Origin of the sequence: Eubacterium sp. AM46-8, from assembly GCF_003466705.1 — a bacterium.
In the GTDB taxonomy this organism is placed as follows: Bacteria; Bacillota; Clostridia; order Lachnospirales; family Lachnospiraceae; genus Lachnospira.
The window spans coordinates 125027-149069 of the sequence record NZ_QSEU01000004.1 but is presented as its reverse complement, the minus strand read 5'-3'; the positions used below and the strand labels follow the sequence as shown (position 1 = coordinate 149069).

25 protein-coding genes are annotated in these 24043 nt (G+C 37.9%); 20 read left to right on the top strand and 5 right to left on the bottom strand.

Annotated elements, in window-relative coordinates; translation table 11 throughout:
* Positions 1 to 7: 7 nt before the first annotated feature.
* The gene (locus tag DW963_RS04290; protein WP_117913986.1) at positions 8 to 499 is read left to right on the top strand and encodes a hypothetical protein; all 492 of its coding nucleotides are present in this window, start codon (positions 8 to 10) and stop codon (positions 497 to 499) included.
* Positions 500 to 533: 34 nt separating this feature from the next.
* Positions 534 to 983, top strand: a complete 450-nt coding sequence (locus DW963_RS04285) for a hypothetical protein (protein WP_117913985.1) — start codon at positions 534 to 536, stop codon at positions 981 to 983.
* A gap of 108 nt (positions 984 to 1091) precedes the next feature.
* Here DW963_RS04285 and DW963_RS04280 read toward each other — a convergent pair whose 3' ends face one another.
* Complete coding sequence (locus DW963_RS04280; RefSeq protein ID WP_055285498.1) at positions 1092 to 2204, bottom strand: sugar kinase; 1113 nt, start codon at positions 2202 to 2204, stop codon at positions 1092 to 1094.
* 343 nt (positions 2205 to 2547) lie between these two features.
* Between DW963_RS04280 and DW963_RS04275 the strand changes: the two genes are divergently transcribed.
* The 3 genes from DW963_RS04275 to gltA are packed head-to-tail and all read left to right on the top strand — an operon-like array spanning position 2548 to position 6462.
* Positions 2548 to 4125: a chitobiase/beta-hexosaminidase C-terminal domain-containing protein gene (locus DW963_RS04275; RefSeq protein ID WP_117913984.1), complete on the top strand. Its 1578-nt coding sequence runs from the start codon at positions 2548 to 2550 to the stop codon at positions 4123 to 4125.
* A 55-nt stretch (positions 4126 to 4180) separates the two neighbouring features.
* Entirely contained in the window at positions 4181 to 5059 is an 879-nt protein-coding gene (locus DW963_RS04270; protein ID WP_117913983.1) for a sulfide/dihydroorotate dehydrogenase-like FAD/NAD-binding protein, read from the top strand.
* Positions 5060 to 5076: 17 nt separating this feature from the next.
* Positions 5077 to 6462: an NADPH-dependent glutamate synthase gene (gene gltA / locus DW963_RS04265; RefSeq protein ID WP_172675985.1), complete on the top strand. Its 1386-nt coding sequence runs from the start codon at positions 5077 to 5079 to the stop codon at positions 6460 to 6462.
* A 46-nt stretch (positions 6463 to 6508) separates the two neighbouring features.
* Here the strand turns inward: gltA and DW963_RS04260 are convergent, their stop codons facing one another.
* Together DW963_RS04260 and DW963_RS13250 are read right to left on the bottom strand one after the other, a co-directional pair.
* Positions 6509 to 6898 (bottom strand): hypothetical protein, encoded by a 390-nt coding sequence (locus tag DW963_RS04260; protein ID WP_117913982.1) that lies wholly within the window; start codon positions 6896 to 6898, stop codon positions 6509 to 6511.
* Positions 6895 to 7065, bottom strand: a complete 171-nt coding sequence (locus tag DW963_RS13250; protein ID WP_158567447.1) for a hypothetical protein — start codon at positions 7063 to 7065, stop codon at positions 6895 to 6897. The genes DW963_RS04260 and DW963_RS13250 overlap by 4 nt, the downstream gene beginning before the upstream one ends.
* Positions 7066 to 7215: 150 nt before the next feature.
* Between DW963_RS13250 and DW963_RS04255 the strand changes: the two genes are divergently transcribed.
* The 12 genes from DW963_RS04255 (at position 7216) to rpsA (ending at position 18986) form a co-directional block, all read left to right on the top strand.
* Positions 7216 to 7860, top strand: coding sequence for a thiamine diphosphokinase (locus tag DW963_RS04255; protein ID WP_117913981.1), 645 nt, complete (start codon positions 7216 to 7218; stop codon positions 7858 to 7860).
* Between the two features lie 84 nt (positions 7861 to 7944).
* Entirely contained in the window at positions 7945 to 9390 is a 1446-nt protein-coding gene (locus DW963_RS04250) for an acyl-CoA carboxylase subunit beta (protein ID WP_055285505.1), read from the top strand.
* A gap of 15 nt (positions 9391 to 9405) precedes the next feature.
* Positions 9406 to 10260: an OadG family protein gene (locus DW963_RS04245; RefSeq protein WP_117913980.1), complete on the top strand. Its 855-nt coding sequence runs from the start codon at positions 9406 to 9408 to the stop codon at positions 10258 to 10260.
* A gap of 2 nt (positions 10261 to 10262) precedes the next feature.
* Positions 10263 to 10628, top strand: coding sequence for a biotin/lipoyl-containing protein (locus tag DW963_RS04240; RefSeq protein WP_012739159.1), 366 nt, complete (start codon positions 10263 to 10265; stop codon positions 10626 to 10628).
* Between the two features lie 38 nt (positions 10629 to 10666).
* Entirely contained in the window at positions 10667 to 11818 is a 1152-nt protein-coding gene (locus tag DW963_RS04235) for a sodium ion-translocating decarboxylase subunit beta (protein ID WP_117913979.1), read from the top strand.
* Between the two features lie 12 nt (positions 11819 to 11830).
* Positions 11831 to 13249: an oxaloacetate decarboxylase subunit alpha gene (locus DW963_RS04230; protein ID WP_117913978.1), complete on the top strand. Its 1419-nt coding sequence runs from the start codon at positions 11831 to 11833 to the stop codon at positions 13247 to 13249.
* Positions 13250 to 13556: 307 nt separating this feature from the next.
* Positions 13557 to 14177: a hypothetical protein gene (locus tag DW963_RS04225; RefSeq protein ID WP_117913977.1), complete on the top strand. Its 621-nt coding sequence runs from the start codon at positions 13557 to 13559 to the stop codon at positions 14175 to 14177.
* A complete protein-coding gene (locus DW963_RS04220; RefSeq protein ID WP_117913976.1) occupies positions 14170 to 15120 on the top strand; it encodes a MurR/RpiR family transcriptional regulator in 951 nt (316 codons plus the stop codon). Before DW963_RS04225 ends, DW963_RS04220 begins: the two co-directional genes overlap by 8 nt.
* A gap of 12 nt (positions 15121 to 15132) precedes the next feature.
* Positions 15133 to 16371 carry a BaiN/RdsA family NAD(P)/FAD-dependent oxidoreductase gene (locus tag DW963_RS04215; RefSeq protein WP_117913975.1) on the top strand — a complete coding sequence of 413 codons (1239 nt, stop codon included), beginning with the start codon at positions 15133 to 15135 and terminating at the stop codon, positions 16369 to 16371.
* A gap of 22 nt (positions 16372 to 16393) precedes the next feature.
* Complete coding sequence (gene cmk, locus DW963_RS04210; protein ID WP_117913974.1) at positions 16394 to 17065, top strand: (d)CMP kinase; 672 nt, start codon at positions 16394 to 16396, stop codon at positions 17063 to 17065.
* Entirely contained in the window at positions 17066 to 17929 is an 864-nt protein-coding gene (ispH, locus tag DW963_RS04205; protein ID WP_117913973.1) for a 4-hydroxy-3-methylbut-2-enyl diphosphate reductase, read from the top strand. It abuts the gene before it with no gap.
* Positions 17895 to 18986: a 30S ribosomal protein S1 gene (gene rpsA, locus DW963_RS04200; protein WP_117913972.1), complete on the top strand. Its 1092-nt coding sequence runs from the start codon at positions 17895 to 17897 to the stop codon at positions 18984 to 18986. Before ispH ends, rpsA begins: the two co-directional genes overlap by 35 nt.
* Positions 18987 to 19024: 38 nt before the next feature.
* On the opposite strand, the gene DW963_RS04195 is transcribed toward rpsA, so the two are convergent.
* Both DW963_RS04195 and DW963_RS04190 read right to left on the bottom strand, forming a co-directional pair.
* Positions 19025 to 19780 (bottom strand): YlmH/Sll1252 family protein, encoded by a 756-nt coding sequence (locus tag DW963_RS04195; protein ID WP_117913971.1) that lies wholly within the window; start codon positions 19778 to 19780, stop codon positions 19025 to 19027.
* A 45-nt stretch (positions 19781 to 19825) separates the two neighbouring features.
* Positions 19826 to 20938 (bottom strand): ribonuclease H-like domain-containing protein, encoded by a 1113-nt coding sequence (locus tag DW963_RS04190; protein WP_117913970.1) that lies wholly within the window; start codon positions 20936 to 20938, stop codon positions 19826 to 19828.
* A gap of 159 nt (positions 20939 to 21097) precedes the next feature.
* Here DW963_RS04190 and rsxC point away from each other — a divergent pair, with 159 nt between their 5' ends.
* Genes rsxC through DW963_RS04175 form a run of 3 tightly spaced genes read left to right on the top strand, consistent with a single transcriptional unit; the run spans position 21098 to position 24031 of the window.
* A complete protein-coding gene (gene rsxC / locus DW963_RS04185; protein ID WP_055285509.1) occupies positions 21098 to 22417 on the top strand; it encodes an electron transport complex subunit RsxC in 1320 nt (439 codons plus the stop codon).
* A 17-nt stretch (positions 22418 to 22434) separates the two neighbouring features.
* Positions 22435 to 23415 carry an RnfABCDGE type electron transport complex subunit D gene (locus tag DW963_RS04180; protein WP_117913969.1) on the top strand — a complete coding sequence of 327 codons (981 nt, stop codon included), beginning with the start codon at positions 22435 to 22437 and terminating at the stop codon, positions 23413 to 23415.
* A 1-nt stretch (position 23416) separates the two neighbouring features.
* Complete coding sequence (locus DW963_RS04175) at positions 23417 to 24031, top strand: RnfABCDGE type electron transport complex subunit G (RefSeq protein ID WP_117913968.1); 615 nt, start codon at positions 23417 to 23419, stop codon at positions 24029 to 24031.
* Positions 24032 to 24043: the final 12 nt, after the last annotated feature.

Here is a 24043-nt window from a genome sequence, read left to right as displayed (position 1 = left end):
GATTCAGATGAAGATATCAAAGAATAAAATGATGATAGCGGTAATAATAGTGCTGTGTGCGATTGCTGCAATATTGGTTTCAGTATTGTTTATTAATAAGAACAGGAATAATGATGATAAATTTACTCCTACTCTTGATTCTGATGCGGGAGATATACAGGATAATAACAATTCAGGAGGGCAGCAGGGACAGGCTATAAGAATTCCTGGATATCCTTCAATTACTATTGCTGCAGATAAAGAAAATGTGACTATGAATCTTTATAATCCAGAGGGAAATCCATGTTACTTTACATTTGAGATAGTTTTATCAGATACCAATGAAACAATATATAAGTCAGATATGGTTGAGCCGGGTAAGGCTATAACAAATGTGAAGCTTAAATATGGGCTTGCAGCAGGAGAGCATAATGCAGTTATTAAAATCAGCACTGCATCACTTACAGATGGTAAGGCAATGAATGGTGCTAATGTTGAGACTGTTCTTGTTGCAAAATAAATATATCATTAATTAATGAAGAATGGAGGATATTATGAGAAAATTCACAGCAGTTTTACTTAGTACAATGTTCGTATTAGGAAGCTTTACATCTGTTATGGCACAGGATTCTGATACAAAACAGACAACAATAAGTGTGTCTGTTGACCCGACATACATGGTTACTATTCCTGCCAATACAACAATAAAAAGTGGAGAGCAGTCATCCAGCCTTGGAAAAATTACAATCGAGAATGTAAGACTTGAGCCGGATAAGAGTGTAAATGTGGCTGTCGATGCAAGTGGCAAACTTAAGAATACTAAGGATACATCAAAGACAATTCCTTATAAGATTATGAATGGAGATAAAGAGTTCAAATCAGCATCTTATACAGAGAATTCTGATAATACAATGCTTACATTACTTATTGATAAATCAGACTGGGATAAAGCATATGCCGGTACATACACAGATACACTTGTATTTACTATTTCGTACAGATAGTGAATATATGTAACATACAATTAATTATTATAAGCAATATAAAAAGAGTTGCCCGGTAAACCGGACAACTCTTTATTTCGTTAGAATCCAAATTATGAATTAAATAGATTATCTCTGAACTCTTGCGCCAGCACCACCAACGATACCTTCAACTTCCTTAAGAGAAGCCATTGTTGTATCACCAGGTGTTGTCATAGCTAATGCACCGTGAGCTGCACCGTAGTTAACAGCCTTCTCAGCATCTTCGAATGTCATAAGACCATATACAAGACCTGAAGCGAATGAATCACCGCCACCAACTCTATCCATGATCTCAAGTCCATCATACTGAGCAGCCTTGTAGATTTCTCCATCAGCCCAGCAGATTGCTGACCAGTCATTAACTGTAGCTGTCTTAACCTGACGAAGTGTTGTAGCAACAGCCTTGAAGTTAGGATATGTAGCAGCAGCTTCGTTGATCATCTTCTTGTAACCATCAAGGTTAAGAGTCTTAAGGTTCTCATCGTTACCTTCGATTTCGAAACCAAGGCAAGCTGTGAAGTCTTCTTCGTTACCAATCATAACGTCAACATACTTAGCAACTTCCTTATTAACTTCCTGAGCCTTAGCTAAACCGCCGATAGCTTCCCACATAGATGGTCTGTAGTTAAGATCGTAAGATACGATTGTACCGTACTTCTTAGCTGCCTTACAAGCTGCAATAACAGTCTCGCAAGCCTGCTCAGAAAGAGCAGCGTAGATACCACCTGTATGTAACCAACGAACACCTAAACCACCATCGCTCTTGTTCTTGAAGATGTAATCGAAATCGAAATCTTCTGGAGTAGCCTGTGAAATAGCTGTGTTAGCTCTATCAGAGCAACCCTTAGCACCACGGATACCAAATCCTCTTTCTGTGAAGTTGAGACCGTTTCTGCAAAGACGTCCGATACCATCTGTCTTCTTCCAGCAGATAAGGTCAGTTGAAACACCACCCTGCTCGATGAAATCCTTCATAAGAAGACCTACTTCGTTATCAGCAAAAGCTGTGATAACAGCAGTGTTCATACCGAAACACTTGTGAAGTCCACGGATAACGTTGTATTCTCCGCCACCTTCCCATGCTCTAAAGCTTCTTGCTGTACGGATTCTGCCTTCACCTGGATCAAGACGAAGCATAACTTCACCTAATGATACAGCGTCAAAAGTACACTCTTCAGCTGGTCTTAAATTTAATTTCATTGTTTAGATACCTCCAAAATATTTTATTGCTACAACATTTTACCATATTAATCTGATTAATTCCATCATTTTTGCCTAATCTTTTCTATGTTTTAAAAGAAATTACACATAATCTAAAAAAGCAATAAAAAAGGAGATGCGGTCAACATCTCCTTTTTAAAAATATGAGGGGGAGATAGAAAGAATTCTCTTTGCTATCTGTTAAATAATATACATGATAAATGTGAGCAAAATGTGTATAATTAGTTAAACAAAAATAAAAATCATAAAATTCTATTTTATTGATTAATATTCTTTAATATGTTAATATCAAAATGTTATTTATATATATGGAGGTCTATATATGCCAGATAATTTTAAAAAGGATACAAGCATAGAGGACGAAATTGAAAAGTCATTGCAGAAGATGGTAGAAGAAGAGACTACAGTAGCTAAGGCTCTAGTAGGAAAGAATGATTTACCTTCTAATATGAAGACAGCAGATATTAATGATGGTAAAACAAGAGTTATTCCACAGATAACTGATGAGATATTAAGAGAACAGAAGAAAGATTATTCAGCAACAGATGGTGAGCAGGAAGATGTTACGGAAGATGATAATATTTTTGCTGATGATGAAGAGGATGAGACTGAGGAATCTTTAGATAATGATAATGGTAATAAGACAGAGGCTGTTGCTGATAAAAAGCCTAAGAAGCCTGTAGATAAGAAAACCAAGCTTATTTTTGCCGGAGTTGGTGCCGGTGTGGCAGTTGTCATTATAATTATAATAATTGTTGCAGTATCACTTAATAAAAAGAGTAAGCAGAATTATGACTATTATTATAATACAGGAATGAAACTGTACGAAGAAGGCAATTACGGAGATGCTTCTTCATATCTTAGCAAAGCTTCTAAAGAGAATGAAGGAAAGAAGAATCTTAATCTTAAGTACACATTGTACAGATGCTATGAGAGTTCTGGTAATGAGGATGAGGCTGTTAATGTGTTGAAGGATATTCTGTCATATGATGAGAATTACGAAGATGCAGTCAAGGCACTTGCAGACATTTATTATAAAAGAGAAGATGCTGATAATTTAACTAATCTTATAAGAAAATATCAGGATGGCAAATGTAAAGATGCTGTTAAGAATTATATAGTAAGTGAGCCGGTTCCATCTAAAGAATCAGGTTCATATGATGATGATGTAGAGCTTAAGTTTACATGTGCTTCTGGCTGTGTTGTGTATTATACAACAGATGGCAAAGAGCCGGACAGCAAGAGTACATTATATGATGGAACAGGTATTAAACTTGAAACAGGAACTACCAAGATAAAAGCAGTTGCTGTTAATTCAATGGGTGTATACAGCAGCGTGGCTGACCTTGAGTATGTTATAGAATATGGTGCACCTGCAGCACCAGATGTAAGTCCTGCATCAGGGAAATATTCTGCAGGAGAGAAAGTTAAGATTAATAACATTCCTGACAAATGCAAGGCATATTATACAACAGATGGTACAACTCCTACAGCTTCATCAACAGAGTATACAGGTGAATTCGATATGCCAGCCGGTAATACAGTAATCGCATTTGTAATAATTAACGATCATGAGCAGAGCAGTTCTGTAGTTAAGAGAAATTATAATGTTGAAGTAAAGAATACATATACATATAGTCAGGCTGAAAGTCAGCTGAAAAGTGTCCTTATATCAAAGAAGGTACTTAAGTCAGACAGTATAGCAGCAGATGGTTCAGGTGTTAATTTTGTCTACATTTCAAAGACAAAGGTTGGTGACAATGAAATGTATATTATCAGATATGATGTAATAAAAGGTGGTTCTACAACAACTGCCGGATTATATGGCGTTGATACATCAAGCGGTAAGGTGTATACTGTTACAGGTAAAGAAGGCAGTTATTCTGCCAAAGAATACTAAAGGTTGATTGTGCGTAATGCACTTCATAATATTACTTTTTGAAAGGAGAATTGTAATGTATAAAATTCTTAAGGCTGAGAAGTTAGCAGAGAAGATCTTCCTTATGGATGTTGAAGCTCCTAGAGTTGCTAAACATTGTGAACCTGGCCAGTTCGTTATTGTAAAGATGGATGATTTGGGCGAAAGAATTCCACTTACTATTTGTGATTATGACAGAGAAGCAGGAACTATAACAATAGTTGTTCAGATAGTTGGAGCGTCTACTGAGAAGATGTCACATCTTAAAGCAGGAGATGCATTTGAAGATTTTGTTGGACCTCTTGGATGTCCATCAGAGCTTATCAGCAAGGATATTGAAGAACTCAAGAAGATGAATATTGTATTCATTGCAGGAGGTCTTGGAACAGCACCTGTATATCCACAGGTTAAATGGATGCACGAGCATGGCGTAGATGTTGATGTTATCGTTGGTGCTAAGAATAAGGAACTTATAATCTTAGAGGAAGAGATGAAGGCCGTTGCTGGTAATCTTTACATAACAACTGATGATGGAAGCTATGTAAGAAAAGGTATGGGTACAGATGTGCTTAAGGATCTTGTTGCAGAAGGAAAACATTATGATTTATGTGTAGCAATCGGACCTATGATTATGATGAAATTCGTCTGTCTTCTTACTAAGGAACTTGGAATTCCTACAATTGTCAGCATGAATCCGATTATGGTTGATGGAACTGGTATGTGTGGTGCATGTCGTCTTAAGGTTGGCGATGAGATTAAGTTTGCATGTGTCGACGGACCTGAGTTTGACGGTCATCTTGTAGACTTTGACCAGGCTATGAAGAGAAGTGCTATGTACAGAACTGAAGAGGGAAGAGCAATGCTCAAGCTTCAGGAAGGCGATACACATCACGGCGGTTGTGGACAGTGTAATTAGAAAGGATGGGTTTCAAAATGGACGTAATGAAGAAAGTGCCAGTCAGAGAGCAGGCTCCTGACGTAAGAAATAAGAATTTTGATGAAGTATGTCTTGGATATAACAAGGAAGAAGCTATGGAAGAGGCAACAAGATGCCTTAACTGTAAGAATGCAAGATGTGTTCAGGGCTGTCCTGTATCTATCGATATCCCAGCATTTATTCATCAGGTAAAAGAAGGAAATATTGAGGAAGCATATAAGATTATTGGTAAGTCAAGTGCACTTCCTGCTGTATGTGGCCGTGTATGTCCACAGGAGACACAGTGTGAAGGTCAGTGTATTAGAGGAATCAAGGGTGAATCAGTATCAATTGGTAAGCTTGAAAGATTTGTTGCTGATTGGGCAAGAGAAAATAATGTTGAGCCAGAGAAGCCAACAGAGAAGAAAGGCAAGAAAGTTGCTGTTATCGGTTCAGGTCCTTCAGGACTTACATGTGCCGGAGACCTTGCAAAAATGGGATATGACGTAACTATATTCGAGGCTTTACATGAGGCTGGTGGTGTATTAGTATATGGTATTCCTGAATTCCGTCTTCCTAAGTCAACAGTAGTTGCCCACGAAGTTGAGAATGTTAAGAAGTTAGGCGTTAAGATTGAGACTAACGTTGTTATTGGTAAGTCAATGACAATTGACCAGTTACTTGAAGATGAAGGCTTTGATGCAGTATTCATCGGTTCTGGTGCAGGTCTTCCAAGATTCATGGGTATCCCAGGCGAGAATGCTAACGAAGTATTTTCAGCTAATGAGTACCTTACAAGAAGCAATCTTATGAAAGCTTTCAAGGATGAGTATGATACTCCAATAGCGAGATTTAAGAAGGTTGCTATCGTTGGTGGTGGTAATGTTGCTATGGATGCTGCAAGAACAGCATTAAGACTTGGAGCAGAGACTCATATCGTATACAGAAGAAGTGAGGAGGAGCTTCCAGCAAGAGCTGAGGAAGTACATCACGCTAAGGAAGAAGGAATTATATTTGACCTTCTTACTAATCCGACAGAGATTCTTACAGATGACAAGGGTAATGTTACAGGTATGAAGTGTATTAAGATGGAACTTGGTGAACCTGATGCTTCAGGAAGAAGAAAGCCTGTAGAGATTCCTGGTTCAGAGTTTGTTATGGAATTAGATGCAGTTATCATGTCACTTGGTACTTCACCTAACCCACTTATATCTTCAACAACTAAGGGACTCGACATCAACAAGAGAAAATGTATCGTAGCAGAAGAAGAAACTGGTAAAACATCTAAGGAAGGTGTATATGCCGGTGGAGATGCTGTTACAGGTGCAGCTACAGTTATTCTTGCCATGGGAGCAGGAAAGGCTGGAGCTAAGGGAATTGATGAATTCCTTTCTAACAACTAATCAGAATATAATAAACCCGCTGTGTCTGTTAATTACACAGCGGGTTTTATTGATTATAAGAATTAATTAAACATTTTTCAACGAACTGTTCTGAAAAATTCTCGGCTTCTTCATCTGAGAGTTCAGTAAATTGTACGGTTAACTGTTCTTTAACATAAGCTGTACGGTTAAAATATTTCATTTCTTCCTGAATATCTCCGGCGTAAGAATTTTCAATATCTTCTTTGGTTATGTTGTCTTCAAGCCAGTTAAGTACATTGGCGGCTTTCTTATCCTCAGTTTCAGCCTTGGCTTTAATTTTGTTAGAGTATTTCAAGGACCAGACACCGATTGCAATGAATCCGACAAATAACAGACCAAGAACAATGTTAATAAAAAGGAATGAAGGTGCATCTTTAGTTACTATCTTAATGATACCGATATCATTAAGAATCATAAGAATGATTCCGATTCCTCCACATACAAAGAATGTGATGCAGATGATAAATTATCCTTGTACTTGTCAGTGCTGCTTTCATACAGGCTTCCACCTGTAAGAAGAGAATTGTTTTCGTTATTATCCTGAATGTTGTCATTAGTTATGTCAGTTGTGTTTTCAGACATAATGTTCCTCCTTGTTATAGAACTTAACCATAAGTCCTTTGTTGTTCAGACATTATAAAATATAATTGTGAAAAAATAAAGAACATATGAATTATTGTGGTAAAATACAAAAGAAAGATATTACAGATTGGCAAGATTAAGGAGATTGATATGAAAACACTTATAGTGACAGGGGGAAGTCTTGATATCAACTGGGCAAAGGGTTTTGTTAAGACGATTAATGCAGAATATATAATTGCAGCAGACAGCGGGCTTAAGTATATTAATGAACTCGGGCTTATGCCTGATATGATACTGGGAGATTATGATTCAGTTGAAGCAGGTCTGCTTGATAAGTATAAGAGTACAGATATTAAGACTTATCCCAGAGAAAAGGATTATACAGATACGCATATTGCTATTATAAATGCGTTGAAAGCCGGAGCTTCAGTTATATATATACTTGGGGCGACAGGTACAAGAATGGATCATACATTTACCAATATATGCAATATGAAGGCTGCACTTGACAGTGATGTGCCATGTTTTATATGTGACAGTCACAATAAAATATATCTTGTAAATGACAGGATGGGAGAAGTAAAAGTGTCCCAAAAAGGACAGTATGGTGATTATGTATCATTTGTTCCATTATCTGAAGAAACAATTATAAGCCTTTCAGGATTTAAATATGTGCTTGATGATTATATACTTCATCAAGGCTTAAGCATATGCCAGAGTAATGAAATTAAAGAAAATGAGGCGGTTATAAATATAAAAAAAGGACTTGTGATTGTATTTGAAACAAAGGACTAAAAATACTTGTAATTATTGGCACATTGTAATAAAATTAACAAAGAGTTGCGCAATTGCAACGTAAAAAACAAGGGAGGTCTCGTAATGAGTAATACAACACAGGCATTATCAAGGATTGAAGCAATACTTGATGATAGCAGCTTTGTTGAAATCGGTGCTGGTGTGACTGCCAGATCTACAGATTTTAACATTCAGGAAAAGAAGGCTCCATCCGATGGTGTTATTACAGGATACGGAGTTATTAATGGTAATCTTGTGTATGTATACAGCCAGGATGCAACTGTTCTTAATGGTTCTATCGGTGAGATGCATGCTAAGAAGATTTCAGCACTTTATGATTATGCTATGAAGATGGGAGCTCCTGTGATAGGTCTTATTGACTGCGCAGGTTTAAGACTTCAGGAAGCAACAGATGCTCTTGAAGGTTTCGGTACAATTTATAAGAAGATGTCTATTGCATCAGGTGTTATTCCACAGATTACAGCAGTTTATGGTAACTGTGGTGGAGGACTTGCAATTCTTTCTTCATTATCTGATTTTACATTTATGGAAGATAGCAAGGCAAAGCTTTTTGTTAACAGCCCTAATGCATTAGATGGTAATAATGAATCAAAGCTTGACACAGCGTCAGCTAAGTTCCAGGCAGAAGCAGGAGTTGTTGATTTTACAGGAGATGAGGAGACTATTGCTAATGGTGTAAGGCAGTTAGTTTCTATGCTTCCTGCTAACAACGAAGAGGATGCTGCAGTTTCTGCAACAACAGATGATCTTAACAGAGCATGCCCGGATATGGCAGCAGAGATTGCTGACCCTGCATTAGCTCTTTCAGATATTGCTGATGATAATGTATTTGTTGAAGTTAAGGCTTCATATGCTAAAGAAATGGTTACAGGATTTATTCAGGTAGATGGAATTACTATTGGTGCTGTAGCTAACAGAACAGCTCTTTATGATGAAGAGGGCGAAGTGGCTGAGAAGTTTGAGCCTGTTCTTACAGTTAAGGGTGCTTACAAGGCAGAGAATTTCGTTAATTTCTGTAATGCATTTGAGATTCCGGTACTTACACTTACTAATGTTAAGGGATTCGAAGCTACAGTGGCAGCTGAGAAGGGAATTGCAATTGCAAGTGCCAAGCTTACATATGCATTTGCTAACGCAGATGTACCTAAGGTTAATGTTATTACAGGTGAGGCTTATGGAAGCGCATATGTTTCTATGAACTCTAAGTCTTTAGGTGCTGACCTTGTCTACGCATGGCCAACAGCTTCTATCGGAATGATGGATTCACAGCTTGCAGCAAAGATTATGTATGCTGATGAGATAGCAGCCGCTTCTGATGTGGCAGCAACTGTTTCAGAGAAAGCAGCTGAATATGCTAAGTTACAGTCAAGTGTTGAGTCAGCAGCAGCAAGAGGATATGTTGATGCTGTTATTGACCCGGAGAATACAAGACAGTATGTAGCCGCTGCATTTGAAATGTTATTTTCAAAGAGAGAGGTTCGTCCTGATAAGAAGCATGGAACAGTTTAATTAAGAGGTGACAATATGAAGAAGACTAATTTGAAAAGATTCTTATTGTTATTCTGCATGTTAGCCTGCGTATTCAGTATGACAGCCTGTGGTAATGCACAGATTGATACTAATACAGCTAAAGAATCCGTTAAAGATAACGAGGTTGCTTATGTTGAGAATTACCTCAAGGACTGGGCAAAGGATATGATTCTTTACCTTGACAGCAATCAGGGTGAAGCAGGAACAGATGCTCTTATTGCAGATGCAGAAGCAGGAATAACCCTTAATGATGTTAACAGTAAGATGTATATTGTTAACCAGCAGGGAATGAATGTTAAAACAATAGGATTATACAATAGCTGGAACAGCACTAAAGATGAACTTGGTGAACTCAAAGAGTCTGTTGATGTTAACAACATTAATGTAAAGGTCAGTGATGAAACAAGTGAATTATGTACTATTTCAGTTAAACTTAAATTCGAAAAGAGAGTATGTACATTCGAATTCGTAATCAATACAGATTACACACTTGAAAGTGGAGCTATTAATCCATCATACACAACAGGTGAGAAGATGGGTAAGGCCGGAATGAATACACTTATTGGTATGGGAACTGTATTTGTAGTTCTTATATTCATTTCATTCATTATTTCTCTGTTCAAGTATATAAGCGTATTTGAGAACAGAAAGAAAGAACAGAAAGAAGACACAGCTTCTGTTGGTGTTGATAATGCTATAGCACAGATTGTTTCTAATGAAGAAGAAAATGTTGAGGACGATCTTGAACTTATTGCAGTTATTACTGCAGCAATTGCAGCATCAGAAGGAACATCTACGGATGGTCTTGTTGTCCGCTCAATTAGAAAGGTTAATAATAGGAGGAAATAATCATGAAGAACTATACAATTACAGTTAATGGTAACGTATATGATGTTACTGTAGAAGAAGGAACAGGCAGTGCAGCTCCAGCAGCTAAGGCAGCCGCTCCTAAAGCAGCTCCAAAGGCTGCACCAAAGGCAGCAGCACCAGCAGGTGCTCAGGGAGCAGTTAAAGTTAACGCTCCAATGCCAGGAAAGATTCTTAAGGTTAATGCAACAGCAGGTGCTGCTGTAAAGAAGGGCGATGTATTGGTTGTCCTTGAAGCTATGAAGATGGAGAATGAAATCTGTGCTCCTCAGGATGGCACAATTGCAACTGTTGAGTGTGCAGCTGGTGATTCTGTAGAGTCAGGTAAGGTATTAGTTTCATTAAATTAATTATGATTCTGATATAAAGTGACTTACGGAGGTATAAGATGAGTTATATTATAACAACTTTAGGAAACCTCGTTCACCAGAGTGCATTCTTCGGACTTACATGGGGTAATTACCTTATGGTTCTGGTTGCGTTTGTTTTCCTTTATCTTGCAATTAAAAAAGGATATGAACCTCTGCTCTTAGTACCTATTTCTTTTGGTATGCTTCTTGTAAACCTTTATCCTGACATTATGTTAGCAATAGAGGATTCAAGTAACGGTGTAGGTGGTTTGTTACATTATTTCTATTTACTTGATGAATGGAGTATTTTACCATCACTTATTTTCTTAGGTGTTGGTGCTATGACTGATTTTGGTCCATTGATTGCTAACCCGGCAAGTTTCCTGCTTGGTGCAGCAGCACAGTTTGGTATCTTTGCAGCATATCTTATGGCTATCCTTATGGGATTCCCAGATAAGGCAGCAGCAGCTATATCAATTATCGGTGGTGCAGACGGTCCTACTTCAATATTCCTTGCAGGTAAGCTCGGTCAGACTAAATATATGGGACCTATTGCAGTAGCAGCATATTCATATATGTCACTGGTTCCTATTATCCAGCCACCTATTATGAAGCTTTTAACAACTAAGAAGGAAAGAGAAGTTAAGATGGAACAGTTAAGACCTGTTTCTAAGCTTGAGAAGATTCTTTTCCCTATAGTAGTTACTGTAGTAGTAGTACTTATTCTTCCTACAACAGCACCACTTGTTGGTATGCTTATGTTAGGTAACCTTTTCAAGGAAAGTGGAGTTGTTAAGCAGCTTGCAGAGACAGCTTCTAATGCACTTATGTACATAGTTGTTATTATCCTTGGAACATCAGTTGGTGCTACAACAAGTGCAGAAGCATTCCTTAACCTTGATACATTAAAGATTGTTGCATTAGGACTTATTGCATTTGCATTTGGTACTGCAGCAGGTGTGTTATTTGGTAAGGTTATGTGTCTTGTTACACATGGTAAGGTTAATCCGCTTATTGGTTCAGCAGGTGTATCTGCGGTTCCTATGGCAGCCAGAGTTTCGCAGAAGGTTGGTTCTGAGGCAGATCCTTCTAACTTCCTTCTGATGCATGCTATGGGACCTAACGTTGCCGGTGTTATTGGTACAGCGGTTGCAGCCGGTACATTTATGGCCATGTTTGGCGTTATGTAAAAGGAGGATATTATGGCAGAACAGGTTAAAAAACCTTTAAAGATTACTGAGACAGTATTGCGTGATGCACATCAGTCTCTTATAGCTACAAGAATGACAACAGAGCAGATGCTTCCTATCGTAGATAAGATGGATAAGGTTGGTTATCATTCAGTAGAGTGCTGGGGAGGAGCTACATTTGATGCTTCACTCAGATTCCTTAAGGAAGATCCATGGGAAAGACTTCGTAAGCTTAGAGATGGATTCAAGAATACTAAGCTTCAGATGCTTTTCAGAGGACAGAATATATTAGGTTACAATCATTACGCAGATGATGTAGTTGAGTACTTTGTTCAGAAGTCAATTGCTAACGGTATTGATATTATCCGTATTTTCGATTGCTTTAATGATTTAAGAAACTTAGAGACAGCTGTTAAGGCTGCCAAGAAGGAAAAAGGACATGCTCAGATTGCTCTTTCTTATACATTAGGTGATGCTTATACACTTGATTACTGGAAAGAGACAGCTAAGAGAATTGAAGACATGGGTGCAGATTCTATCTGTATCAAGGATATGGCTGGACTTTTGCTTCCATACAAGGCTACAGAGCTTGTACAGGCATTAAAGGATGGTTCATCTCTTCCTATTCAGATGCATACACATTATACATCTGGTGTAGCTTCAATGACATACTTAAAAGCAGTAGAAGCAGGTGCTGATATTATTGATACAGCTATGTCACCATTCTCAATGGGAACATCACAGCCAGCTACAGAGGTTATGGTAGAGACATTTAAGGGTACACAGTATGATACAGGACTTGACCAGAATCTTCTTGCTGAGATAGCTGATTACTTCCAGCCAATGCGTGAGGAAGCATTAAAGAGCGGACTTATGAATACTAAGGTTCTTGGAGTTAATATTAAGACATTACTTTATCAGGTTCCAGGTGGAATGCTTTCTAACCTTGTATCACAGCTTAAGGAAGCTGGTGCAGAGGACAAGTACAGAGATGTATTAGAGGAAATCCCAAGAGTTCGTAAAGATTATGGTGAACCACCTCTTGTTACTCCTTCATCACAGATTGTTGGTACTCAGGCTGTTCTTAATGTATTACAGGGTGAGAGATACAAGATGATTACTAAGGAATCTAAGAAGGTTCTTGCTGGTGAATTTGGTCAGACAATCAAGCCATTCAATCCAGAAGTTCAGAAGAAGGCTATCGGTGATACAAAGCCTATTACATGCCGTCCAGCTGACTTGATTGAACCACAGCTTGAGAAATTCAAGAATGATCCAATTGTACAGCAGTACAAGCAGCAGGATGAGGATGTGCTTTCATATGCATTATTCCCACAGGTTGCGACAGAGTTCTTCAAGTATAGAGAAGCTCAGCAGACAAAGGTTGATCCTGCTAAGGCAGATACAGCTAATAAGGCTTATCCAGTCTAATAATTAATAATAACGGCCGTCATGTGCGCAAAAGCGTATGTGGCGGTCTTTTTTTGCAGGTAATGAGCCATGCAATCAGAATGTGCTTGCACAAATTCTGGATTATATGGCGAATGCAGATAATGAACAACGAAGCACGAAGTGCGAAAGTTGTGAATTATCAAGGCTCGGGAGCAGCGAAGCTGCGTAGAGACTTGACCTGCAAAAAAAGCAAGGCAGCAAGCATGCAATCCAGAATGTTCCCCTTGATATAAATGCATTTTACATGTAAAATTAAACTGTATAATTAAACAAAAGGAGCACAATTGTGATTAAGTTAGAACGATTTGAAGTTATGAATATGAATAATGCCATCAGAGGGGCAAGAAATCCATTGAACAGCTGGGCAAGAATGGATAGCTATTTCGATGAGAAGGGGAATTTTGTTTTTGGTCCTAATGATCTTGACCTTGCCAAGAGATTATGTAAGGCAGGCTCAGACCACAGAAAGTTTATTAGACAGATATTTGTTACAGTTGATATAACAGCACCACTTTACTGGTGGAAAGAATACGACACATATAAGGTTGGAACTGTTGCTAACTCAACAAGCACAATGCATAAGATTCACAGCAAGCCTTTTGATATGGCTGATTTCAGTACAGACCATATGACTGACGCAACTCTTGAGATGATGCAGAAGAATATTGATTTTCTTGAAGGGATAAGAACAGAATTTGTTGAAACTAAGGATAAAGCATTATGGTACAGCATGATTCAACTTCTTCCAGAAAGTTATAACCAGATGAGAACATGTACTCTCAATTATGAGAATCTTGTTGGAATATATTATTCTAGAAAGGGTCATAAGCTTGCTGAGTGGCATACATTCTGTGACTGGATAAAGGAACTGCCATATTTTTCAGAGCTTTTTATAGATAATGAGTGATTTTGAACAACATACTGATATATTAAGTCTTATAAGAGTCCGTCTTCCAAAGCTTAGCAAAGGTCATAAAAGAATTGCAGATTTCATACTTGCCAACTATGAAAAATGTGCATTTCTTACGGCAGCAAAGCTTGGAGAAGTTGTGGGCGTAAGTGAATCGACAGTTGTAAGATTTCCAGCAGCACTTGGATTTTCGGGATATCCAGAGTTTCAGAGATCATTAGAAGGGATATTACAGGAGAAGATTCATTCTTTTGACAGGATTGATGTGCTTAATTCACATATGACAACCAATATGGTAGTGAATAATGTTATGTCAATGGATGCAAGAAAGATAGAACATACATTAAAGTCACTGGATACAGCGTCGTTTGATATAGCTGTTGAAGATATAATGACGGCAGACAGTGTATACATAATTGGTGCAAGGGCGTGTGAACCTCTTGCTGAATTCTTAGGATATTATCTGCGCATGATTAAGAAGAACATACAGGTTATAAAGACTGGTAATTCCAATGAACTATTTGAACAGATGATGTACATAGGTAAAGGTGATGTTGCAATAGGTATCAGCTTTCCAAGATATTCAATGAGAACGCTTAAAGCAATGGAATTTGCTAATAACAGACAGGCAAGAGTTATTGCTATAACAGATTCGATACATTCACCAATGAATATGTATTCATCATGCAATCTGTTTGCAAGAAGTGATATGGCGTCAATAGTTGACTCGCTCGTTGCACCAATGAGCCTTATTAATGCCCTGATAGTATCATTGTGCCTAAAAAACAGTGAACAGGTAGTGGAGAATATTGAGAAGATTAACGCATTTGTTGATAATTTCGAGTATTCAGGCAATGATGAGATTAATATGTTAGATGAAAATGTTGTCAATGAATTAAGAAAATGTATGGATAATGCAGCTATTGATAAAGAGAAGTAAGAGAGAGCAATAATGAGCAATGTTATAATAATAGGCGGTGGTGCAGCAGGAATGATGGCTGCGATAACTGCTGCCAGAAACAATAATAAGGTTACACTTATTGAAAAGAATGAAAAGCTTGGAAAGAAGCTTTTTATTACTGGAAAGGGCAGATGTAATTTTACCAATGCCGGGGATGAAGAAGATATATTTAATAGCATAGTTACCAATAAAAAGTTCATGTACAGCAGTTTAAGAGGGTTTTCTAACTATGACTGTATGGGATTTTTTGATGAGCTGGGACTTAAATTCAAGATTGAGAGAGGCAACAGGGTATTCCCGGAATCAGACCATTCGTCTGATGTTATAGGTGCGCTTTCAAGGCAGATGAAAAAACTTGGTGTAAATGTACTCATTAATACGCAGGCTGTAGCTGTGAATGAGGAGAATGGCGAATTTGCAGGTGTTGTTGTAAAAGATGCATCAGGACAGAAGGAGATTAAAGGTGAGGCGTGCGTTATTGCAACAGGTGGTAATTCATATTCATCCACAGGCTCTACAGGGGATGGCTATAGATTTGCGAAAAGTCTGGGACACAGCATTACACCAATACTTCCGGCACTTGTACCTCTTAATGTCAGGGAAGAGTGGGAAGAACTTCTAATGGGACTAAGCCTTAAGAATATAGAGGTTACATTTTACGATGGTGTCAGGAAAGTATTTACGGATTTTGGAGAAATGCTTTTTACGCATTTTGGAGTAAGCGGCCCTGTAATATTAAGTGCAAGCAGCGTTATTACAGGAATAGTTAAGGAAAGACCGGTAAGATTAAGCATAGACTTAAAGCCTGCAATTACTGATGAACAGCTTGATGAGAGAATATTAAGGGATTTCTCAAAGGAACAGAACAAGGCGTTTAAGAATTCATTAGATGAGCTGCTTCCTAAGAAGCTTATTCCTGTGATTGTAATGCAGTCGGGAATTAAGCCTGAAAAGAAGGTTAATGAGGTTACAAGGGAAGAAAGACAGAGGCTTGTGAAGCTTCTTAAGAATTTTGAGATGACGATAACTTCCACAAGAGGTTTTAATGAAGCGATAATTACACAGGGAGGGGTTAATGTAAAGGAGATTAATCCTTCAACAATGGAATCAAAGCTTGTTAAGAATATATATTTTGCAGGAGAGGTTATAGATGTTGATGCAGTTACCGGAGGATTTAATTTACAGGTAGCATGGTCAACAGCATACGCTGCTGCAAGCCATATACAATAATTTATTTAAAGGAGCAGAGAAAATGAGTGCAATAGCAATCGATGGACCTGCAGGAGCAGGAAAAAGTACAATAGCAAAGCTTTTAGCAAAGCAGTTAGGATATGTGTATGTTGATACAGGTGCAATGTACAGGGCAATGGCTGTATATTTTTCACAGAACGACATTAATCCAGATGATGAGAATGCAATTAATGGTGCTGTAGATAATATTGATATTAGTATTGAGTACAAAGACGGCGTACAGCAGGTAATACTTAATGGTGAGAATGTAACATCACTTTTAAGAACAGAAGAAACAGGAAAGATGGCATCAAAGACATCTAAGTATGCAGCAGTAAGGACTAAGCTGGTTGCACTTCAGAGAGGACTTGCAAAGAAAACAGATGTTATCATGGATGGAAGAGATATAGGAACAACAGTGCTTCCAGATGCGTTTGCAAAGATATATCTTACAGCAAGTTCTGATGCGAGAGCTAAGAGAAGATATGATGAACTTAAGGAAAAAGGTGAAGATTGTAGTTTTGATGCTATCAAAGAGGATATTGAAAAAAGAGACTATGAAGATATGCACAGAGCAATATCTCCTTTAAAGCAGGCAGATGACGCTGTGCTTGTTGATACATCAGATATGAATATAGAACAGGTTGTAGCTGCTTTAAGTAAGATAATAGATGAAAAGAAGGTGGGCAGATAATTGAAAGAAGTAATACTTGCAAAGTCAGCAGGCTTCTGTTTTGGCGTACAGCGTGCAATGGATACAGTATATGCTGAGGCAGACAAGGAAAATGTATATACATATGGTCCGATAATCCACAATACTGAGGTTGTCAACGAACTTGAGAGCAAGGGCGTGAAGGCTGTTAATGATATATCTGAGATTCCAGAACCTGAAAAGTCAATTGTTATAATCAGATCTCATGGAGTATCAAAGGCAGTATATGAATCAATAAAGAACAGTGGGGCAAAGATTGTAGATGCAACATGTCCATTTGTATTAAAGATTCACAAGATTGTAAAGGATGCAAGCGCAGAAGGTGACCAGATTGTTATTATTGGCAATGAGAAGCATCCTGAAGTTGAAGGCATTATGGGGTGGTCTGAGACACCTGTACATGTTGTTGATACAGTTGAAAAAGCGGAAAGATTGAAACTTGACAGAACTAAAAATGTGCGTGTGGTATCCCAGACGACATTTAATTACAAGAAATTTCAAGATTTAGTTGAAATTATAAAGAAAAAAGAGTACAATATTTGCATTAGTAATACGATATGTAATGCAACTGAGGAGCGTCAGAATGAGGCAAGACGGATTGCTCGAAGAGCTGATGCTATGATTGTTATAGGGGACAGCAGTAGTTCAAACACTCGTAAACTGTATGAAATTTGCAAGACAGAATGTCAGGAAACCTTTTACATTCAGACTCTTAGCGGCCTTGAGCTTGATAAGCTCAAATCATCAGACTGCATAGGTATTACAGCCGGGGCATCAACCCCAAACAATATCATTGAGGAGGTTTATACTAATGTCAGAAGAAAGCTTTGCACAGATGTTAGATAACGAAGAATGGAAGGAAATCCGCACAGGTGAAGTTGTAGACGGAACTGTTATTGCAGTTAAGCCGGATAAAATCGTGCTTAATATAGGTGGCAAATCTGATGGAATTATTACTCGTTCAGAGTATACATCAGCTCCTGATGTAGATCTTACTACTGTAGTCTCAGTTGGAGATGAGATGAAGGCTAAGGTTCTTAAATCAAATGATGGTGAGGGACAGGTTGCTCTTACATATAGAAAGCTTGTTGCAGATAATGGCAATAAGAAGCTTGAAGATGCATTTAACAGTCAGGAACCAATCACAGGCGTTGCTAAGAACATTAAGGGCGGTCTTGAAGTTATCGTTGACGAAGCAAGAGTATTTATTCCTGCAAGCCTTATTTCAGATACATTCGTAAAGGATTTATCTGTATATAATGGTAAGGAAGTTACATTTGTAATCACTGAATATGATCCTAAGAACAGAAAGATTATCGGTGACTGCAAGCAGCTTATTGTTGCAGCTAAGAAGGCAGCAGCAGAGGCAGTTCTTTCTAAGATTAAGGAAGGCGATACAATCGAAGGAACAGTTAAGAATGTTACAGATTTCGGTGCATTCATTGACTTAGGAGGAGTAGATGGTCTTCTTCACATCTCAGAGATGTCTTGGGGAAGAACAGAGAATCCTAAGAAGGTTTACAAGATTGGAGATTCAGTTAAGTGCTTTATCAAAGAGATTAACGGAGATAAGATTGCACTTTCAGTTAAGTATCCAGACCTTAATCCATGGAACAACGCAGCAGAGAAGTATGCTGTAGGTAATGTTGTTAAGGGAACAGTTGCAAGAATGACAGATTTCGGTGCATTTGTTCAGTTAGAAGATGGAATCGACGCATTACTTCATGTTTCACAGATTTCAAGAGAACGTATTGAGAAGCCATCAGATGCACTTTCAATCGGTCAGGAAATTGAAGCTAAGGTTGTTGACCTTAACGAAGCTGATAAGAAGATCAGCTTAAGCATCAAGGCATTACTTAACGACAACGAAGCTCAGGAAGAAGCTCCAGCAACAGAAGAGTAATTAAAGATATTAAAAGGGCTGTTCTCACAGCCCTTTTTTTAAACATATTTTTTGAATGAAAGATAGACACGGCCTTTTTTTGTTTCTTTACCGCACCCCTGATAGATGAATTTGCCTGTTCCGCGGATAACAAGTATATCATTAGCTTTTAACTGATAGCTGTTGTTTTCCATCTGACGGCTGTTAATGAATATTTTTCTTGCCCTGAATAATTCTACTGCCTGACTTCGGCTTAGCTTTGTGAGGCTGGCAACGGCAGCGTCAATCCGTTCACTTGCAGATAAAACTTCAATATCTTCAAGCTCAGGTGAACATTCTATATCGTTAATATCAGTCTTTGTACACTGGATATGTGTATGCTTTACTGTAGACAGGTTGTCAATTATGAAATCAGCAATATGTGAAACACAGTAAAGATAGGCGTCCTTGCCTTTTATATTTATGTCTCCAAGCATTTCTCTTTTAATTCCAAGATTCATAAGAGCACCAAGGTAATCTCTGTGTGACAGTGATTCAGCATATTTTTCTATAAGAGGAGATATCTTTATAAGAGTTATAGGAAATTCCTCTTCATAGCCAAGAGTTTCGTAAGAACCAAACTGTATCATCTGTCTTTCACATGCATCATTGCCACCGTATGTTTTAAATGCTATGAAATTAAGTGCGTTTTTCATCTGTGCGAATACTGACTGCTCATTAATATCAAGAAAATTAGTATATGTGTATATGTTTTGCCTGAAGGAACGATTTGCTGCGTCCATTATTTTATTTTTTAAAAGTGATTCATTATCCATTAGATTATAAATATTCCTTTCATGTTTTATAAAAGAGTAGCAGAATTACAATAGAATATGGTTTATAACGGAATGTATGTATTTGCTTGTATTGTCAGTGCTTTTTAACAGTATATCATCTGCGTTGCAGTATTTTTCCAGGTCAGAATAATCTTTTTTAAATATGTTTAAATCACAATTATCATAGAGTGGAAGAAAGATGCCCATCTTTTTGGTGTAACAGTTAGAAGCAGAGCATTTAACACGATTATTACTGTCTACATATTGTGCAATGCTTTTGTGAATGGCTTCGTCTTCTGATGGCAGATAATAATAATTCTTATAGTCTTTAAAAAAGTATTTCAAAGTATCTGATATAACCGGGATTACAAGAGTTAATGTACAGTTCTTAATCAGAATATGTATATTGTCAATACATATATGTCTGTCCACGGGTACGCCTACGGGAAGTGAACATTCAGCAATCAGCCTAAGACTCACATTACCATTGGAATCAGTATCTTTATCAATGACAGCATTGTCAACAGTGTAAGAATTCATAATTACTGCATAATAGGAAACCAGTGGAAGAAGGCTTAGCATTCCTTCTATATCGTCATGGTTGTGAAGAAGGAGAAGCTTCCTGTATTCGTTATGTGCTGTATCAGAAGGTTTTGCTGCAAATTTCCTGTATATATCAATAAGTTCACCGCCTGAATACATGTCTTCACGTTCTATTCCAAGAAAATGTTCAATAGTTTTCTGCTTATAGTCAGGAAGTGACAGAATAGATTTACATTTTCTTGCAGTTTTATATAAGTCAAGGCTTTCAAGATGTGAAAGGTCAAGTGCCACATTAAGATGTGCTGCACGCTCAGTAATAAAAGGAATATCGAAGGCATCCCCATTAAAATGTATTAATGTATGAAAATCTTTTAGAAAATCATTAAATGCGGATAAAATATAAGCTTCATCGGAATCGGATTCTGCAAGCCACTGTAAATAATGCGATATTCCGTTACGGAAATATACAGCGCCTATGAGGTATACTATATTATAATTCCTTGAAAATCCTGTGGTTTCTATATCAAAAAAGCAGATGTTGTCAGTATCCGGACATATTGCTTTAAGCATTGCGGTGTCTGCGTTTGTGTGCAGGGTATCATTAATAGTTATCATAAAAAATCCTCGTTTTAGGTTTGATTAGACAAACCGATTGTTAAAAAAGTACTCATTTTCTCTTATTATATAGGAATATATACACAAAAAAAAGTAGATTTTTGCTATTTATTGAGATAAAATACTATTTAATAAAAACTTTATAAGGAGAAATATGTCATGGGAAAGTGTACATTTAAAGGTGGATGTCATCCTTATGACGGTAAAGAGTTTTCTAAGGATAAACCAATCAAAGAACTCTTTCCAGCCGTAGGAGAGATGGTGTTCCCGCTTTCACAGCACATCGGCGCACCTGCTAAGCCAGTTGTTGCCAAGGGCGACTATGTCCTTGCAGGCCAGCTGATAGCCGAGGCAGGTGGATTTGTTTCTGCGAACATTCATTCATCTGTATCAGGTACTGTTAAAGCTATTGAGCCAAGAACATTGGCTACAGGCGGTAAGTGCAATTCTATCATTATCGAGAATGATGGCGAATTCAAAGAAGTTGAATATACACCTATGAAGTTCGAGGATCTTACTAAGGACGTTATCTTAGAAAGAATCAAGGCTGCTGGTGTTGTAGGTATGGGAGGAGCTGGTTTCCCAACTAATGTTAAGCTCTCTCCAAAGAATCCTGAAGCCATAGATTACATTATCGTTAATGGAGCAGAGTGTGAGCCTTACCTTACATCTGATTACAGAAGATTATTAGAAGAATCAGACAAGGTTGTTATGGGTCTTAAGATTGCTCTTAAGATATTTGACCATGCTAAGGGAATTATCGGTATTGAAGATAATAAGCCTGAGGCAATAAGAATCATGCAGGAAGCTACAGCTTCTGAGCCTGATATTGAAGTTAAGCCATTAAAGACTAAGTATCCACAGGGAGGAGAGCGTAGTCTTATATATGCAACAACAGGAAGAGCTATTAATTCAAGCATGCTTCCAGCTGATGCAGGCTGTATCGTACATAATGTTGATACAATATTCTCAATCTATCTTTCAGTTATAGAAGGTAAGCCTCTTACTAAGAGAATATGTACTGTAACAGGCGACGGAGTTAAAGAGCCTGGCAACTTCTATGTATGGTTAGGAACTAATTACAGACAGCTTCTTGACGCTGCCGGTGGTCCTGTAGGAGAACCTGAAAAATATATTTCTGGTGGTCCTATGATGGGATTTGCCATGTACAGTCTTGACGTACCTGTTGTTAAGGGAAGTTCATCACTTCTTGTATTCCAGAATGATATCGTATCTAAGATAGAGTCTTCTGCATGTATAAGATGTGGTAAATGTGGTGAGGCATGTCCGGAACACCTTCTTCCAGCAAAGCTTGCCGGTTTTGCATCTCGTAATGATGAAGAAGGCTTTACTAAGTTCGATGGTATGGAATGTGTAATGTGCGGAAGCTGTTCATATGTCTGTCCAGCCAAGAGACCATTAACACAGCAGATTAAGGCTATGAGAAGTACAGTACTTGCTAACAGAAGAAAGAAGTAGAAAGGTGGGCAATCAAAGTGAGTGAGATTTTTAACGTATCGACTAATCCTCATGTGCGAAGCGGGAATACTACTCAGACAATAATGAGAGATGTTCTTATTGCTTTAACTCCTGCCAGCATATTTGGTATAGTTAATTTTGGCCTCGATGCACTGCTTCGTATAGTAATTGGTATTGTTACTTGTGTAGCATGTGAGGCATTATATCAGTATTTCATGCATAAGAAAGTTACTGTTACAGATTTAAGTGCAGCAGTAACAGGTCTTCTTATTGCATTAAATATTCCATCAACATTAAATGTTGGTTTTGAAATCGTAGGATGTGTATTTGCAATTATCGTAGTTAAGCAGCTTTTTGGAGGACTTGGACAGAACTTCATGAACCCTGCTCTTGCAGCAAGATGTTTCCTTCTTATTGCATATACAGGTCCGATGACTAATTTCGTTACATCTAACGGATTTTTAGACGCATATTCAGGAGCAACACCTCTTGCACTCCTTAAGCCTGGTGCAGAATCAACAGGCGTTGTTTCATTAGCTAAGATGTTTATTGGTACAACAGGTGGTGTTATCGGTGAGACTTCAGCAATATGTCTTCTTTTAGGTGGTATCTACCTACTTGCAAGAAAGGTTATTAACTGGAGAATACCTGTAATATATGTAGGTGTATTTGCAGCGCTTATATTCCTTTTTGCACCAGGACATCATTTCGATGTAATCTACATGCTTGAGGAAGTATGTGGTGGTGGACTTTTACTTGGTGCCATCTTCATGGCGACAGATTATGTAACTTCACCAATTACACCTAATGGTAAAATTGTATTTGGCTGCTGCTTAGGTCTTCTTACATTCATTTTCAGAATGTATGGTGGTTCAGCAGAAGGCGTTTCATATGCAATTATCTTCTGTAACCTCTTAGTTCCTCTTATTGAGAGAGTAACAGTTCCTAAGTCATTTGGTAAGAAGAAGCCAGAGAAGAAAGCAAAGGAGGCTGCATAAGATGAAGAAAATAGTTAAAGATGCATTAGTTTTATTTGCTATAACACTTGTAGCCGGAATTCTTCTTGGTGTTGTTTATCAGATAACACTTGATCCTATTGCAAAGGCTAACGAGAATGCTAAGGAAAAGGCTTACAAAGCAGTTCTTGCAGAAGCAGACAGCTTTGAGACAATAGATGCCCTTCCTTCTGATGATGATATTAATGCTTCATCAGACATTGACTTCTCTAAGGATAAGGTCAATGAAGTTGCTATAGGAAAGAAAGGCAGCGAGACAGCAGGTTATGTTGTAACAGTTACAGATAGTGACGGTTACGGCGGAGATATCAAGTTTACAGTTGGTATTTCAACAGATGGAAAGGTACTTGGAGTATCATTCCTTTCAATCAGCGAAACTGCTGGTCTTGGTATGAGAGCTAAACAGGATCCATCATTTACATCACAGTTTACAGCTAAGTCTGATGCAGTTGCATCATTTTCAGTAGTAACAGATGGTTCAGCATCAGAAAACAATGCTAATGTTGATGCAATCGGTGGTTCTACAATTACTTCTAAATCAGTCACAAAGGGTGTAAATTATGCGCTTGCAGTTTACAAGCTTGTGGCAGGAAACTAGGGAGGTGCGGAC